This is a genomic window from Pantoea sp. OXWO6B1 (assembly GCF_001641135.1).
GTDB classification, from domain to species: Bacteria; Pseudomonadota; Gammaproteobacteria; order Enterobacterales; family Enterobacteriaceae; genus Pantoea; species Pantoea allii.
Genome location: NZ_CM004291.1, coordinates 95,652 through 108,858, shown reverse-complemented (window position 1 = coordinate 108,858; position 13,207 = coordinate 95,652). Strand labels below are relative to the sequence as shown.

At 47.6% G+C, this 13,207-nt stretch carries 7 protein-coding genes and 4 pseudogenes; 10 read left to right on the top strand and 1 reads right to left on the bottom strand.

Features of this window, described 5'->3' with window-relative positions:
- Positions 1-44 precede the first annotated feature (44 nt).
- From A6A26_RS01755 to A6A26_RS01730, 6 genes and pseudogenes are all read left to right on the top strand, one after another.
- Positions 45-1,841 carry a lipoxygenase family protein gene (locus A6A26_RS01755; protein WP_063877190.1) on the top strand — a complete coding sequence of 599 codons (1,797 nt, stop codon included), beginning with the start codon at positions 45-47 and terminating at the stop codon, positions 1,839-1,841.
- A gap of 51 nt (positions 1,842-1,892) precedes the next feature.
- A pseudogene (locus A6A26_RS01750) lies at positions 1,893-2,343 on the top strand (lysozyme).
- A 14-nt stretch (positions 2,344-2,357) separates the two neighbouring features.
- A complete protein-coding gene (locus A6A26_RS25320; protein ID WP_172823877.1) occupies positions 2,358-2,786 on the top strand; it encodes a lysis protein in 429 nt (142 codons plus the stop codon).
- 545 nt (positions 2,787-3,331) lie between these two features.
- Positions 3,332-6,997 (top strand): Ig-like domain-containing protein, encoded by a 3,666-nt coding sequence (locus A6A26_RS01740; protein ID WP_082875131.1) that lies wholly within the window; start codon positions 3,332-3,334, stop codon positions 6,995-6,997.
- Positions 6,998-7,108: 111 nt separating this feature from the next.
- A pseudogene (locus tag A6A26_RS01735) lies at positions 7,109-8,315 on the top strand (glycoside hydrolase family 10 protein).
- Positions 8,316-9,080, top strand: coding sequence for an N-acetylmuramoyl-L-alanine amidase (locus A6A26_RS01730; RefSeq protein ID WP_063877186.1), 765 nt, complete (start codon positions 8,316-8,318; stop codon positions 9,078-9,080).
- A 708-nt stretch (positions 9,081-9,788) separates the two neighbouring features.
- Here the strand turns inward: A6A26_RS01730 and A6A26_RS25925 are convergent.
- Positions 9,789-9,922: pseudogene (locus tag A6A26_RS25925) on the bottom strand (IS3 family transposase); the annotation flags it as partial.
- A 162-nt stretch (positions 9,923-10,084) separates the two neighbouring features.
- Between A6A26_RS25925 and A6A26_RS01725 the strand changes: the two are divergent.
- The 4 genes and pseudogenes from A6A26_RS01725 to A6A26_RS01710 all read left to right on the top strand — a co-directional run.
- The gene (locus A6A26_RS01725) at positions 10,085-10,888 is read left to right on the top strand and encodes a polysaccharide deacetylase family protein (RefSeq protein ID WP_063877185.1); all 804 of its coding nucleotides are present in this window, start codon (positions 10,085-10,087) and stop codon (positions 10,886-10,888) included.
- Between the two features lie 170 nt (positions 10,889-11,058).
- The gene (locus A6A26_RS01720; RefSeq protein WP_063877184.1) at positions 11,059-11,304 is read left to right on the top strand and encodes a hypothetical protein; all 246 of its coding nucleotides are present in this window, start codon (positions 11,059-11,061) and stop codon (positions 11,302-11,304) included.
- A 364-nt stretch (positions 11,305-11,668) separates the two neighbouring features.
- Positions 11,669-12,757: an LD-carboxypeptidase gene (locus A6A26_RS01715; RefSeq protein ID WP_063877183.1), complete on the top strand. Its 1,089-nt coding sequence runs from the start codon at positions 11,669-11,671 to the stop codon at positions 12,755-12,757.
- Positions 12,758-12,825: 68 nt separating this feature from the next.
- Positions 12,826-13,093 (top strand): annotated as a pseudogene (locus A6A26_RS01710) (DUF2913 family protein); the annotation flags it as partial.
- Positions 13,094-13,207: the final 114 nt, after the last annotated feature.

The window sequence follows — 13,207 nt, the reverse complement described above, 5'->3', positions numbered from 1 at the left end:
AATTTTTCTGAAATTGAATGATAGTCTTTCTTAAGAGGTAATTTATGAGCTATAACTGGACCGAAAATCTCTCACCAATGATTGGCGTACCGATGTTGGATATTCCTGTTGGGCAGGATCTGCCAGAAGAATTACATCCGCGTGATTCTTATACTGTTAAGCTTACTGCGTTGGGTAAACTTATTCAAAGTAACCACGAGCAATACTATTCGTCTCTTATTTCTAGCCTGACGGAGGAACAGCACGCCGTCATCACTCACCTTGTCGCTCTTGAGCAGCAGAAGTTTGAAGCATTTTTCCATAATGAATTGCCTGAATATACTGTTCAGAGAAATGCGAAAATTTCAGCATTGAAAGCGATGATTAATATCTGGTCCACGTCTTGCTTAACGGAACCAGGGCTGAAGAAATATGACGCACAGTATAAAACAATAGCCATTCCTGCCAGTGCTGCACATATGCACGATGATGATTACTTTGCATGGGGGCGACTTGCGGGAAGTAATCCCGTCTCTCTGCATGGTATCACAGTGTTACCTGCTCATTTTTCACTGACTGAAGCTCAGTATCAACAGGTGATGGGAACCGAAGATAGCTTATCCCTAGCATTAAAAGAAAAACGCATCTATATGCTGGATTACAACAATATAAGTAGTGCTACAGCAGAAAAAGGTAACACCAAACCCGCAACGGATACTGACAGCAATCCTGTGATTGGCTATTCCTACGCAGCTATGGCACTGTTTGTTGTATCGAGAACGGAAAGGCGTCTGAAACCTGTAGCGATCCAGTGTGGACAAGATGCTGATAACAATAATCCTATGTTCCTTGCTTTACATGATACTGAACATTATTGGGGATGGGAAAGGGCGAAGCTTGTTATCCAGGCTGCAGATAAAACTGAGCACCAGCTTGCCAGTCATCTTGGTCTGACACATTTGCTGTGCGAGGCGTTTGCTATCGCCACCATACGCAACCTGAAAAGCGGTCACCCTATTTACGATCTCTTAATCTCGCATTTTGAAGGGACCAACCGAATCAATCATAACGCGACACTGGCACTGCTGGGGCCGGGTCAGTTCGTAGATACGTTGATGGCGGCTCCACTTGGCGATTTGGCGAAGACATCTATTAATATCAGACTGAACTATAACTTTTACGACCACTTCCTGCCCACCGAGCTGGCAATTCGTGGTGTAGATGACGTGAACGCACTACCTGACTATCCGTACCGGGACGATGGGTTATTGATCTGGAATGCCATTCTTAAATTTGTGACCCGTTATGTGAATCATTTTTATATCACCAGCGCACAGATAGCAGCGGATAAATCGTTAAATAACTGGATGGAAGATCTTATTGAACACGGAAAAATAAAAGGATTCAGAAGAGTAACTACCCGAGATGAACTTGCTCAGGTTCTAACAATGATTATCTTTACATGTTCCGCTCAACATGCTGCGGTGAATTTCACTCAGCCAGGCTGGATGATGTACGCACCGGGCATGGTAGGAACACTTAGCTATCACAAACCTACCGCGATTAGCGATGCAACTCGTGATGAGTGGTTAGATATGTTGCCCATGTTAGAACGAGCAATGAAGAAAATCGATATCTATACTGCGTTAGGTAATCTTTATAATGGTTATCTCGGAGAGTATGTTGATCGCGATGGCAATGCAATTTTTGATGCGAAGAATTATGATGTGTTAAATATAGTTGAATCTTTCAGGAAGGAATTGCAGAGTATCGAGATCGCCATTCAACAAAAAAATGCTTCTCGCCTGCATCCCTACGAAACGCTACTGCCTTCTAAAATACCTGCCAGTATTAATATCTGACAGCGGTAAAGTATTTATAATTTCGTGCTATCTACCTTTTAAGGGGTTTAAATGAAGGTTACTAAAACAGGTCTCGACCTGATAAGAAAATTTGAAGGACTTAAAACCACTGCTTATCGCTGTCCAGCAGGTGTGCTGACCATTGGCTATGGCCACACAACTGGGTGTGAAAGAAGGTGACAATTGTACGCCAGACGAGGCGATGGTAAAGCTCATGGATAACTGTCAGGTTGCTGAAGAAGCTATCGCTGCAATTATTGAGGTGCCTCTGACGCAAAACCAGTTCGATGCGCTGGTATCATTCATTTTTAATCTTGGTACTCGAAATTTTGTCAGGTCCACGTTACTTATCAAACTCAATAGTGGCGATTATGTCGGCGCTGGTGCTGAGTTTGAAATATGGACAAAAGCAGGGGGGCGGGAGCTTTCTGGGCTTATTTTGCGTCGTGCTGCGGAAAAGGCATTATTTTTATCATGTAGGCGCACATATATCTCACGATAATTCTTGTAATTTTTGTGCTTCTGCTTGGCTGGTCTACTGACCGTTACAAAAATCTTGCTGAACGTTGGCATCAGGCTTATCGGGTAAGTTTACAACTTACCCGTCAGCAGTCAGCCACCATTACCACTCTTGAGGAACGTCAGCAATCAGTGGCTGAAATGGACAGGAAACGCACTAAGGAACTCGCCGATGCCAAAATTCAGATTGATACTCTTCAGCATGATGTTGCCAGTGGCCGCAAGCAGCTGCAGCTCCATGTCATCTATCCCGCAGCCATGCCAGCGGTTAAAATCCCCTCCGCCGCCAGCCTGGATGATGCAGCCCGCACCAGACTTACTAACGCCGCTGAGCGGGATTATTACACCCTCAGAAAACGTATCGAAACAGCCCGACAGCAGATAGATGGGCTTCAGGAATACATCCGGCAGCACTGTCTTTACTAATCAGCCGACACCATCTCAGCGGGCATTCAACATTGACATTCGCTGTTAAACCCAAAGCACTTGTTTTTACCGATAGCTACCACTTTTTTGGCCCACACGGAATCCAGGGAATTGCATTTATTTAAAATGCTTTTAAGTAATCTAAAATTCTATATCTTTATTTTTTATTAGAATTTTAAATAAAATCTAAACAGTCGAGGTGAGTTTTTTTGTGGCATTAAATTTATGAAAAATTTAAATAACCTTCTGGCAACAATAGGGGCATTAAATTAACAAAAATAGCATAGTGGAGTCGGCAACTCATATCACCCTGTAAATGAAAAAGAAAAACTTCCACGGAGCCATGTGAGATAAAAAGAAAGAAAAACATTTCCAATTTAGTCTTAAACGCTATTTAATGTTATTAAATCACCTTATCCTAACTCAAGGGGGTTATTTCATTTTTCCACTAATTGTTGTGAAGGATGCATTAAAGCAGTAATAGATCAAGTAACACGAAAAATTCGAATAAGTGGATATGCGATTTGCATAAGGGATATGATAAAATGAGAAAAATACGCACTAACTTACCAAACTCATCAGTGAAAAAAAACGTTTCACCGCACGTTTGTCATTATTTCTGGTGTGATGTCGGCTCCCATTTCGCTTTTCTGATAACACTGGCAGTAGCTTTCACTTCTTTGATGGTCGGTGCTGAACCCATGCCCACATCGTTCGCACAGCGCACGCAAGTTTATACCCTGAGAGCTGGCGAAACGGTCGCCTCAGTCGAAAAAAAATACCATCTTACCCATGACCAGTTACATCAACTTAATAAGTCCCGCACTTTCGTGCATGGCCTTAACGACCTGCAGCCCGGTGATAAAGTGGATGTGCCACTGATCTCATGGGAGGACAAAAAAGCAGCTTCACCCACTGCATCAGAGGCTGGATCGGAAGAAGGTGAGCAGGCTAAAAAGATTGCAGAATATGCGTCACAGACCGGAAGTTTCCTGACCAATGGGGCGAACCGCGACGCAGCCGGACTTAGGGCCCAGAGTATGGCTACAAGTCAAGCCGGAGCTGCACTCCAGCAGTGGCTGAGCCATTTTGGTACAGCACGCGTACAACTTAATATGGATCGACGTGGCAACTGGAGCCACACCTATGGCGACCTGCTGGTTCCTCTGTACGATGACTGCCAGTCTCTGCTCTTCATGCAAGGGGGTATTCGAAAACCATCTGACCGTCTCACTGGCAATCTGGGTTACGGTGTAAGGACCTTCTGGCAGAACGGCTGGATGTTCGGCGGTAACGCCTTCTATGACAATGATTTTACCGGCCATAACCGCCGTATTGGTGTTGGCGTGGAGGCCTGGCGGGACTACCTCAGGCTCTCTGCTAATGTCTACCTCGGAACCACAAACTGGCACAAATCACGCGAATTTGACGGCAGTTGGCAGGAAAAGCCCGCTAACGGCTGCGATGTTCGGGTTGAAGGTTGGCTGCCTACTTATCCGCAGCTGGGTGGCAAGCTTGTGTGGGAACAGTATTCTGGTAAGCAGGTGGCCCTTTTTGATAAAGACCATCTGCAACAAACCCCACACGCCTTCACAGCAGCCTTAGAGTATACCCCAGTGCCGCTGATAACCCTGGGTGCTGAGCAGCGCCAGGGGCGAGGCCAGCATGATACTCAGATTGGCCTCGGCTTGAACTGGAGCTTCGGTCACGACTGGCGGTGGCAACTTGCCCCAGAAAACGTACAGACCATGCGCACTCTGGCGGGCAGCCGCTATGACCTGGTTAACCGCAACAACGAGATTGTTCTGCAGTACCGTAAAAATCCGAAGCAAAATGTAGCCCACCTTATGCTCACGCCGGTCACGGATAACAGCCCTGCGGACGGTATCAGCCGGAACATTTTGCAAGTTCTGGCCACAAATACCAGCGGCCAGCCGGTGAGGAACGCCACCATAAACTGGTTTGCCTCATCATTCGACGCCAGCGTCAACTTGGCTCCGACTTCTTCCGTAACCGATGAGAACGGTCTGGCGACGATTACGCTAACCAGCACCCAGGCACAGACGGTAACGGTAACGGCGCAGAGCAACAGCATTAGCGCGAAACAGAACAGCCACTTTGTGACAGTTGCAGTCAGCAAAATCACGCTTGATGTCTTGCAGGATAATGCCGTGGCGGATGGCAACAGCACGGACATGGTGGTGGCCACGCTGACAGACAGTAACGGCCGGCCTGCGGCAGGACAAAAAGTCACCTGGACCCTACCCGATAAGATCTCAATGAATGAAACCTCGTCCACATCGGACAGCAGCGGGAAGGCCACGGTCCATCTCACCGCAACAGCTGCTGGCAGCGCGGCTATCAGCGCCACCACGAATAACCTCAAGGCTGAAGGGATGGTGCACTTCACAGGGAATAACGCCACTGCCAGAATCGGTACCCTGGTTGTTATTACTGACGGTAGCCCGGCGGATGGGAAAACCGCTAATATGGCACAAGCCATGGTAACGGATCAGAACGGCAATCCACTTTCTGGCCAGAGCATTATATGGAAGGCCGACAAATCCACAGCAACCTTCGCTAAGTCTGCTCAGACCGACAGCAGTGGTAAAACCTCTGTATCCTATACCGACACCGCTGCGGAGTCTCTGACCTTGGTGGCCACCTTGGAAAACGGCTACAGCGCCACCGCACCTAGCCTGTTTGTAGCTGATAACATAACCGCCCGCATCAAGGACCTGACTGTCAGCAGTGGGGCGAAGGCATCGGGCAACGATAAGAATACAGCTACGGCGACCATCGTCGACGCCAGCGGCAATCCCCTCCCGAATACAGCAGTGACGTTTAGCGTCACGGGCAGTGCGAAACTGAATGCTGCGATCATCAATACCGACAGCAAAGGACAGGCTCTTGTCACTCTGACTGACACCGTGGCGGAAACCGTCCAGGTAATGGCAAAGCTTTCGTCAGGCAGCAGCCTGACGAAAGAGAGTAGTTTTGTAACTGACCTCGACAGTGCGGTGTTATCGGTCACAGCTACTACCGGTGCCCTGGCGGACGGAAGGGCAACCAACACGGTTACGGTCATGTTAAAAGACAAAAACGGCATTGCCCTTGCCGGCCAGGATGTCATGCTACGAGGCGACGGAAGGGCGAAATTCTCGGCTGCGTCTGGAATCACCGACAGAAATGGACTGGTCCAGGTTACTCTGACCGACACGGTGGCAGAAACCGTTTTGGTTACGGCTGCTTTGAGTAACGGGAAAACAGCCTCGGCACAGACGGCGTTCACTACCTATACCGTCACGGCTCTGTCGGCCAGCACAACGAGCGTGAAAGTGGGCGGCAGCGACGAATCCACCCTGACAGCCACGGTAAAGGACAGCAGCGGCGCAGTTGTTGCGAATACTCCCGTAGCGTTCACCGTAACGGGAAGTGCGAAGCTGAGTGCTGCACTCATTAATACCGACAGCAGCGGGCAGGCGCAGACCAGGCTCAGTGACACGGTGGCCGAAAACGTAACAGTCACTGCCAAAGCGAAAAACAGCAGCAGCGATGGCGGTAAGACACAGGATATAACCTTCACATCGTCAATTACGGGTGTTGGAGTCAGGGGTACGGACCACATATTTACTCCCGAGCAGGGTTTCCCGCAGACTGGCTTTAGTGGGGCACAGATGTACTTTTTAATTAATGGCTCAGGAGAGGGTCGCGAAAAATATACGTGGACCAGCAACCGTAAATGGGTCGATGTAGACAGCGATGGCGTCGTCACCATGAAGGGTACCCATAGGGGAGATACCATTGTTGATACGCCGCCCGCATCAGAACGGCAGGTGACCATTACCGCTACGCCGAAAGCAGGCGGAACTCCACTGACTTTCAGTTTCACGTTACAAAAGTGGTATCACCCATCCCAACTCGAGCAATCAGTAAAAGTAGGCGATTATTGCGAGGTTCAATGTGTGGACGTTAGCGGGACTCTTGAATCGGCATCAGACATGTCTGATGGTGCGGTTTCGGTCGTAGGCAAACTTTTTGGGGAGTGGCGTGACAGCCCGGCGCTGAAGTACAGTTTCTATTGGGATGCGGATACGATCACATCGTGGAGCGCAAAAGGAGATATCGCCTTCATTTACAAAACTGGAGAACCAGGTACAGCACCTTACCCTGGGATGACCAAGACGATGTGTAGGTTGCACTTTGAGTGAGGTGTCTGAAAATGAAAGAAAATATATAACCTTAAGTTAATCACTCAGTTTACCTCTTATTTGCTTTGAGTGAGATTTTAATGAATTAACCGCAACAAAAAGGGATATTTTATGAAGAACGTAGAAATGCGGGCTACTTGGGTGTCAAGCGTCATTAACCTAGATTGGCCCTCCGCCTCAACGCTCGCCGTGAAGGATGAGGCAGAACGCATTAAACGGCAGAAAGAAGAACTTACCGGTATTCTTGACGATATTGTGGCAATGAACATGAACGCTGTGATACTTCAGGTCGTACCCAGTGCCGATGCGCTTTATGCGTCAGACTTACTGCCCTGGTCGAAGTACCTGACCGGGACGCTGGGCAAAAATCCCGGCTTCGACCCCCTTGCCTGGGCGGTTCAGCAGACCCACGCCAGAAACATTGAGCTACATGCCTGGGTGAATCCGTACCGCATCTCAATGAATACTCGTGATGCCACCGTCGATGAACTTAATTATTCATCTTCCGATTCATCACCTAGCATATACAAAACTCATCCTGAATGGACCCGCGTTGCCTATAACCGCTTTGTTCTTGACCCGGGAATCCCGGAAGTTCAGACGTGGGTTGCAGGTATCGTTGAAGAAATCGTCTCCCGTTACGATGTCGACGGTATTCAGTTCGATGATTATTTCTATTATGAATCAGCTGATTCCCCACTGAATGACGATGCCACATATCAGAAGTACAACCCTGGCTTCATTACTAAAGAGGACTGGCGAAGATATAATACCTATTCTCTGGTGAAAGCCTGTCACCATCGTATTAAGGCCATTAAACCCAGAGTCAGATTTGGCGTCAGTCCTGCAGGTGTATGGCGAAACAGTGCTGATGACCCTGAAGGTTCCGACACCCGAGGCCGGCGCGCCTAACTTTGATTCGGGGTATGCGGACACCCGGCAGTGGGTACGCGCAGGCATCATTGACTATATTGCCCCCCAGGTTTACTGGCCTTTTGCCCGGAAAACTGCCCAGTATGATGTGATAACCCGGTGGTGGGCCGATACCGTCAGGGGCACAGGTACTGCACTGTATATCGGCATGGCTTTTTATAAAGTGGGTACCCCCTCAGCCGCTGAACCTGACTGGACGGTTGAAGCCGGCGTGCCGGAAATCACCCGCCAGCTTGACCTGAATGACTCCCTGACTGACGTGGGCGGTTGCATGCTGTTTCGCCACATGTTTCTGAGAGAGCCGCAGACGCAGCAGGTTGTTGAGTATCTGAAAGCGCGCTGGTCGGCAGACGGATATCTGGCAAAAAAAGAAGAGGAGATATAAATCTACCCCGTCGATTATGACAGCTACCGTTCTGTAAAGGGTTTTAACCGGCGCGTGCGTTTTCTTGTCATGCATTATACCGCCGTTGATTTTGCCGCATCTGTGCGGGCGCTAGCCGGTTACGGCACCGTGAGTGCGCATTACCTGGTCCCTGACCCGGACGACAAAACGTATTTTGCAGCCGGTTTTAATGACATGCGTATATTTAATCTGGTTGATGAAAACGAACGCGCCTGGCATGCAGGTGTCAGCTCTTGGGCCGGGCGAAGCAATCTTAACGACACAGCCATTGGAATTGAGGTAGTTAATCTGGCCAGTGATAATGGCGGCGCGTTTGTTTTTCCTCCCTATAGCCCGGCTCAGATTGACGCAATCAAAGAGCTGGCAATAAATATCCTCCAGCGGTACCCGGACATCAGCCCTGTGAATGTCGTGGGGCACTCTGATATTGCGCCGGGCAGGAAAAGTGACCCCGGTGCCGCATTCCCTTGGAAAGTACTGTATGAGGCAGGTGTGGGAGCATGGTTTAATGAGGAAACAAAGAATAAATATGTTGAGCAGTTTAGCTATTCGTTACCTTCGAAAGATAACATAACAGAAATGCTGAAAAGGTATGGCTACGACACTTCAGGTTCGAGAAGTGACACCGGTTATGCTCAGTTAATCCGGGCACTGCAGCTGCATTTTCGCCCCTGTAATTACAGCGGTAAGCTGGATGCTGAAACTGCCGCGATCCTTTATGCTCTTGTGGAGAAATACAAGTAAAGAGATACAGATTATGAATAAATTTATTACGGCCGGGTGGAGCTAGTCACTGTCTGGGAACCCCCTTCAGGAATTCGACGTAATGATGCATGGCATGGTGACCAACCTTGACGGGCTGACAACCGGGACAGCAACCAGCCCAAGGTGGAGTCCGAAAAAGCAGGATAAAACTGATAATATCCCCGGTTTTAAAGTGAAGACACTCTGTGTTTATGGAGGCGGTGGGTGCTCCCCGGAATGAAAACCTTCAAATATTCTTAATCCATCTGGAGCAAGGAGTACATTACCGGCAACGTTATCCCTGCTTTAATAAAGATCGGCTGTGGAAAAAAACAAGATCCGTGCATCATATAAATTATGGTGACCCTTTTGCGGTCACCATAAAAATTAACACAAAAGATAAAAGCATCTCCACTATTTAATAAAATCCAGTTTAAACTGCGCCTTAGATGGTCTGATATTTTTCTGTACCGGGTGAGGAACAGGCCGTCATATACGCTGACATAAGTAAAACTTTCCATACTCTTACATTCACAATCATCATTTCTTAATGATAAAAATCCCTTCTGTATCTTTAAGGGAGATGACTGCAATTGATACAGAAAAGCGTTATCGGTTGATGCCCGGTTAAAAAATCAGGAACCGGATGGAGTCGGCAGAACTCAGCCTGAGCATATAATTGTTCTTTATTATTGGAAGAGTCTGGCCGTACTTATTTATCCGGGCGTAAAGACTGTGAGTGGTGATACCGAGACATGATGCTGGAAACAGAATGAGCTTCGCTCAACAACCTGTTTGATTGCTTCAATTTTAAACTCTTCAGGATAACGCTTACCGCTCATGAGCACCTCTCTTCAAGTCATCTTAAATGAATATGGGGTGTCTGTTAAACCCGTGGCGATTCAGATTAGCCCAGAATCAACCTGCAGCTTGACCTGAATCAAGATTTGAATGGCGTGAGCGTGTTTAATATAGATAATATTGTGTAATTTAAGGGATAAAAAATGAAAGCAGTACATCTTACTTTTGATGATGGTCCGCACACAAATAATACGACCTCTATTCTTGATCTCCTTAAAGAACGACAGATAAAAGCTACTTTTTTCGTTTTAGGGGAAAGGATAAAAAATAGCATGGGAGTTCTTGAGCGAATGATATCTGAGGGGCACAGGGTAGGAAATCATACATACAGCCATCGAAATTTAACGACTCTAAACGAAGGTGATGTTATAAGGGAAATAAAGAAAACAGAAGAGCTGATTTCGAGGTGCGCTCCTCTAGATCTTATCATTCGACCTCCTTATGGTGCCAGGAATGAAATAGTTAATAACATCGTAAGTTCCCTTGGCTATAGTACAGTTATGTGGAATGTTGATACTGAAGACTGGAAAAGGAAACCTGATGGATGGATATCACATGGTGTTAATCAAATAAAAATGAGGGAAAAATCTCTTGTGTTAATGCATGACATTCACTCCACTACAGCATCCGGTCTTTCTGCTTTTATTGACCAGATAAATATAATCGGTGCTGAATTTGTAGATTTAGAATGTGTCACGGGAATTTCTCCTCCTGGAAATAATACACCGGATGCGGATGCTGCCCCGGTAAGTGAACCGGTAAAAACTCCACTTTTCCACACTGTAGCCACCGGGGAATCATTATCATCCATATCCAGAAAATATTATGGTTCAGCTAATATGTGGGGACTTATCTACAAATCCAACTCGAATGTAATTACTAATCCAAATGTCATCAGACCAGGCATGCGTCTTTTAATACCTGTTGTTAATAATGGTAACCCTTAAGTCAGGTATAACGTTTCTGGCGCAACAATAACGTCAGAGCTTAAGCTGCCTGTCCGGGCCTCCCAGCTCCATTTTCGCCAGGATAACTATGACAGCGTCATTGATGCGGAAACAGCGGCGGTTCTTTATGCCTTAGTTAATAAGTATTTTTCACAAACGAAAGCGTCAAAATGATGATTGCACCCGTTGATTATGACTTTGTATCAGGTAAAACTCTCAGTGACTACGGCATTGAGGTAAATAATGAGGAATTCAGTTTTAAATCAGTCAGCTTCTTTCATGGGAATGTGCTCAGGCTTGTTGCCACCTATGAGCGCTTAGGAGAGATTATTTTTCACCCTGACGCGGGAACCGATGGTGTCGGAGTGAAGCTGAAGGTAAAAAACGCGAAAGGAAATGCCTTCGATGGGATGTGATTTGAGTGGTTAGTAATGAATATATTCATACCACAACGGTCGGCACTGGCGTCAACATTATAGCCGTCTGGGCAGAGGAGACATTCGAATTAGCGGGATACTGCCTCATTGACAGTTAGACTTCAAATCTGGTTTCCGGAACAGAACTCCTGAGTCGCGGGGCTGCGCCGGAAGCTGGTAATCGTCAACTGTTTTTTTCGGTGAGCCTGCCACCAACTGACTCTTTACACCGCTTTAATAAAAGGCCTGCGGTCAATCCGCGTGCCTTTTATTCATTGCGAATATAAAAACAATGATCGTATGCCGTGCAGCAGATGTCAACGTAACGAAAATATCGGCGAACGTATCATTAAGGACGATAAATATGATTCAGGTAAGAAACAGCGTGTTTAAAGAAGCCGCGCTCCTCATTCTTGTGCTTTTCCTGTCCGGATGTGAGGCCACCTCACAGACCATGATGAAGACAACGGTTCGCCCAGTTGAAGAGCCTGAACAAAAAATCTGTTCCTGTCAAAAGGGGAGGGTATTTCTGATTTCAAGCTCGTCGCAATATGATGAGCGCGTCGTATCGGAGATTGAGACGGCATTTTCCCGCCAGTGCTACGCAGTTGACAAACGATATCTTGACCAGAAGCCCACCCGTCTGGGGTACGTGAACACTGATGAAAAGCGGGCCCAGACCCTTATTAATGCTCTCAGTGACCGCAATGTGCACTACCTCTGGTTCATCAGGGGCGGCTCGGGAGCGCTGAACCTTTACCCTGCCCTGCATGCAAACCGGCAGCGTATTTCAGCCTCAATGCCGAAAATCCTAATCGGATTCAGTGACGTAACGGCCATCCACAGCTTTGTCAGTCATGAGCTGAGCTGGCCAAGCGTGCATGGCGTGGTGGCCTCTTATAACAAAGAAATGCATGAGATTGATAACAGCAAAAAACTCAGCATGAACAATAGCCTGAATGAAGTCTTTGAGGCCCTGTCTCACGGGGTTAATTACACCGGCATCGAACCAATGAACCGTCAGGCAGCAAACACAGTGAGGGGTGAACTGGATGGCGGGAACTTGACCTTGGTTCAGTCTCTGTTTTCCACAGTCTATGAGGGCAGCTATTCAGATAAAATTATGATGCTGGAAGATACGGGGGTAACTCCTAAACAGCTTGACCGCACCCTGCATCAGATAGAGTACAGCAGGACACTCCATCCACGTGCCATTATTTTTGGTCAGTTTTACGGCCTGAATGCCAGTAATGAAGAAAAATCACTTTACCGGTATGTGATAAAACAGTTCGCTTGGCGCGTTAACTTTCCGGTTTATTATTACCCGGAATTTGGGCATGGTGAAACCAATCGGCCATTTATTCTGGCTCATCAGACCAGCATTTTATGCAACAGCCTGTCCCGGCTGTGCAGACTGACCCAAGCGCCTGTAAAATTGACTCAAAAGCCGTAGCGAGCTCAGGCTGTAAACGGGAATCCTCATGAAGATGGCGGGCAGAATATACAGGAAAAGAATACGCAGTGACACTGAGAGAAAAACTGGGCCATCTGGCATGGTGCGCCTTAGTAGCGGTTGCGCTGGCGAGACAGGCTAGTAGCGTTCTCTCGCCAGCCAGGAAAACCTTTTTCTCACACGTTGGCCACAGTCCTGAGGCGTCTACGCTTTTCCCGGGAAGTGGCTCCTGACATCGAATGGCTGCTGAAACAGGTACGTCAGTACGGCGTCGGCGCAAAGCTTGCTGGCAAGCTGGACTACCTCTGGAGTTCGTGCACCAGCGTGCTGTCTGAATAGACCGACCTGTTCCGGCAGACCTGTGCGCTGGAAACGCTGTTTAACCGCTGGGTACAGTGAGGGACAAGTGTTGATAAGGCACTACGGCTGCCTTATTCCCGATGAAATTGT

Bases quoted from the DNA above. Each gene is read 5' to 3' on its own strand.
- A6A26_RS01755 (WP_063877190.1), top strand. From the start codon at position 45: ATGAGCTATAACTGGACCGAAAATCTCTCACCAATGATTGGCGTACCG.
- A6A26_RS01740 (WP_082875131.1), top strand. From the start codon at position 3,332: ATGAGAAAAATACGCACTAACTTACCAAACTCATCAGTGAAAAAAAAC.
- A6A26_RS01725 (WP_063877185.1), top strand. From the start codon at position 10,085: ATGAAAGCAGTACATCTTACTTTTGATGATGGTCCGCACACAAATAAT.
- A6A26_RS01720 (WP_063877184.1), top strand. From the start codon at position 11,059: ATGATGATTGCACCCGTTGATTATGACTTTGTATCAGGTAAAACTCTC.
- A6A26_RS01715 (WP_063877183.1), top strand. From the start codon at position 11,669: ATGATTCAGGTAAGAAACAGCGTGTTTAAAGAAGCCGCGCTCCTCATT.